Below are 2,785 nucleotides of genomic sequence, written 5' to 3' on the forward strand. Positions count from 1 at the left end.
GCGTTTCAAATCCATATACACAAGGACGAAGGATACATGAACGCAAAGCAATGGACACCTAACCTTCACGCCCATGTAGTTTTCGATTGGACGCAGCCGAACGGGAAGAGTGTGCGTTTATCGCGTGATGACATGGCAGAACTCCAAACCATAGCATCTGAAGCACTGGGCATGGAACGTGGTGTTTCTTCTGATCGCAAACACTTATCGGCTATGCAGTACAAGACCGAATGTGCGAAAGAACAGCTTCAGGAACTATCCAACGATATATCCAGTGCGTTAGACAAGCACAAGGACGTGCAAAACCAGCTTCTTCAGCTTCAGAAAGAACTACGTTCCATTGAAACAAAGAAAAACGTCCAAAAACTCATTTCTAAGGCTTCAGAGAAGTTTTACGGCTTGATAGGGAAAACGGTTAACGATAGGGAAAAAGATGCCTTAAAAGCCAAAATAAAGGCTTTAGAGGGGGAAAATGAACAGCTATCCGATAGACTGGGAAAGGCTATACTTGAAAAAGAGCGAAACGGCACAAAGGTATTCAAAGCCGAGAACGACAAGGAGTATTATAGACAGCAAATGGACAATGCAAGGACAACCAGTAACCGACTAAGAACGGAGAACCAAGAACTAAAGACCGAAACCAAGGAATTGAAAAAAGAACTTGGTAAGATGAAAGATTTGTTCAATTCCGAACAACTGGAGGCTTTAAGGCATCATTTCCCAAACATATCAAAAGCTATGGAAGAGGGGAAAGACCTACTCAAGCAAATCACCAGAAGCAGAGGTTTCGGCATGGGTATGTAACCCCCCCCGCCCCCAAAGGGGGAGCGACCAAACGGCAGCTTCACTCAATGGAGTGTTACGCCGTTCGGGTTCGGAAGAAATTTTGCAGGGTTCGAAAAACGGTTGTGTGCTTATTCGAAAAAAAGTTTATGGTGTGGGCGCTCGTCGGGACGGGTGGTCCCGCCCCTTGCCGCTGGGCGCTCCCCGACCGATGATTTTTTAAGTAGTTGATTATATGCCGTTTTTAGGGTATAATAAGAACTTAAGAAATAGAATAAGTTAAGTAGTTGATACTCAATATAGGGTATTTTCCATATTGGAAAATCAGATTTTCCATATTAGAAAGTCACTCTTTCCTATTAGATGTTAAAAAGGAAAATATATTTTGCTTTTTTATTGTATTAATGGAAATTTAAATATTCCTTTGTGGAAAATCAAATTATACTTTTTCACCGATATATAGAAAGTCAAATTTGCCTAAATAGAATGTTTATGGAAAATAAGAAAGTACTCAAATTAACCGATTTTCAAAAAAACGAAGAAAACCCCTTTATGAAACAAGCAATTGAAGGGATTGAAAATCACGTTGTTAAGAAATACAAAAGTAGTACGGGAAGTGATAAAAAAGCTGTAGTTGCTGTTGCTGATACAGATACAGGAGAAGTATTCAAAACCTCGTTTATCCGACAAATAGAAGTAGATGAAGAGCAATTTGCAAAACTATACCTTGCGAATTTTGCCGCTTTTTTCAATCTATCACAATCAGCTATTCGGGTTTTCGGGTATATTCTAACTTGCATGAAGCCTAAGAATGATATGATAATTTTCGATAGGCGAAAATGCTTAGAATACACCCAATACAAATCAGACAAAGCCATATACAAAGGATTGGCAGAGCTCGTACAAAGTGAAATCATAGCAAGAGGTCCAAACGAATATAATTGGTTCATTAATCCGTTGATTGTCTTTAATGGGGATAGGGTTTCATTTACAAAAACATACGTTCGGAAAAAGACTTTAGCTGCCCAAAAGAAAGAAGAAGCAGAGAAACGACAGTTATCACTTGGTTTTGATGAACTGTAACACTCCATTGAGTGAAGCTGCCGTTTGGTCGCTCCCCCTTTGGGGGCGGGGGGGGGGATAGATAAAGTTCCTCTATGTAAAGTTATAATGGGGGATGAAAGGCAAGGTTCGCTAACCTTACCCCGATTGTTTATGCTTCCCAGCATTCAATCTATCCCCGTTTATGGGTTTCTCTTTCACCCTACAAAGATAACCTCATGGGGGAAAAATGTCCAAGAATATGGGGTAAAAACTATCAAGTCGGTAGAAAATAAGTATCTTTGAAGTACATTTTTAGTAGAGGTACTGGTATGCCTAGACGAAGCAGATAGGCAAAAATAAAGCCGCTGGGGATGTCGGATGTCCGTCAATTAACTCCAGCGGCTTGTATTTTGGTAACTCTCCCGTATCGGTCAGCTACCGTTTGGTCAGCAACAAAGGTAGTACTTTATTGTCGCAAATCCAAATGTTTTCCCCTTTATTTGTGCATTTACAAAACATTCACTAACTTCGCACCTATGCAGTATGGTGATAGCACACTAGCACCCTAAAGGGTACGTGTGTAAGGGGACAAGCCCCCTTAACCCCCTGTCAGCCGGCTGTCACCGGCTGTTATCGATTGTCACAAAAATGTTAACTTATGGGAGCAACAAGTATTCATGTACAAGCAGTGAAGCCGGGGAGCGAGATTCACAACTTTAGGGAAAAAGAGTTGGACTATGTTCGTCCGGAACTTAGTCATTTGAATGAAAGCTGGGTTGGAGATAGCATCTCCCATCGGCTGGAGAGTGCGAAACAGAGATATTTCGATACGGTTGGGCAGAAGATGCAGACTAAAGCAGCACCCATACGGGAGGGGGTAATAGTAATCAAGCAATTGAAGCGTTTCAAATCCATATACACAAGGACGAAGGATACATGAACGCAAAGCAATGGACAC

2 protein-coding genes and 1 pseudogene are annotated in these 2,785 nt (G+C 41.4%); all 3 read left to right on the forward strand.

What is annotated here, in order from left to right; all coding sequences use genetic code 11:
* A partial coding sequence (locus HC965_RS25275; RefSeq protein WP_191034060.1) for a mobilization protein occupies nt 1-804 on the forward strand: 804 nt, incomplete at its 5' end.
* A 471-nt stretch (nt 805-1,275) separates the two neighbouring features.
* Nucleotides 1,276-1,866, forward strand: coding sequence for a hypothetical protein (locus HC965_RS25280; RefSeq protein WP_008670455.1), 591 nt, complete (start codon nt 1,276-1,278; stop codon nt 1,864-1,866).
* Between the two features lie 619 nt (nt 1,867-2,485).
* A pseudogene (locus HC965_RS25285) lies at nt 2,486-2,785 on the forward strand (mobilization protein); the annotation flags it as partial.

Source organism: Bacteroides sp. GM023 (genome assembly GCF_014750685.1).
In the GTDB taxonomy this organism is placed as follows: Bacteria; Bacteroidota; Bacteroidia; order Bacteroidales; family Bacteroidaceae; genus Bacteroides.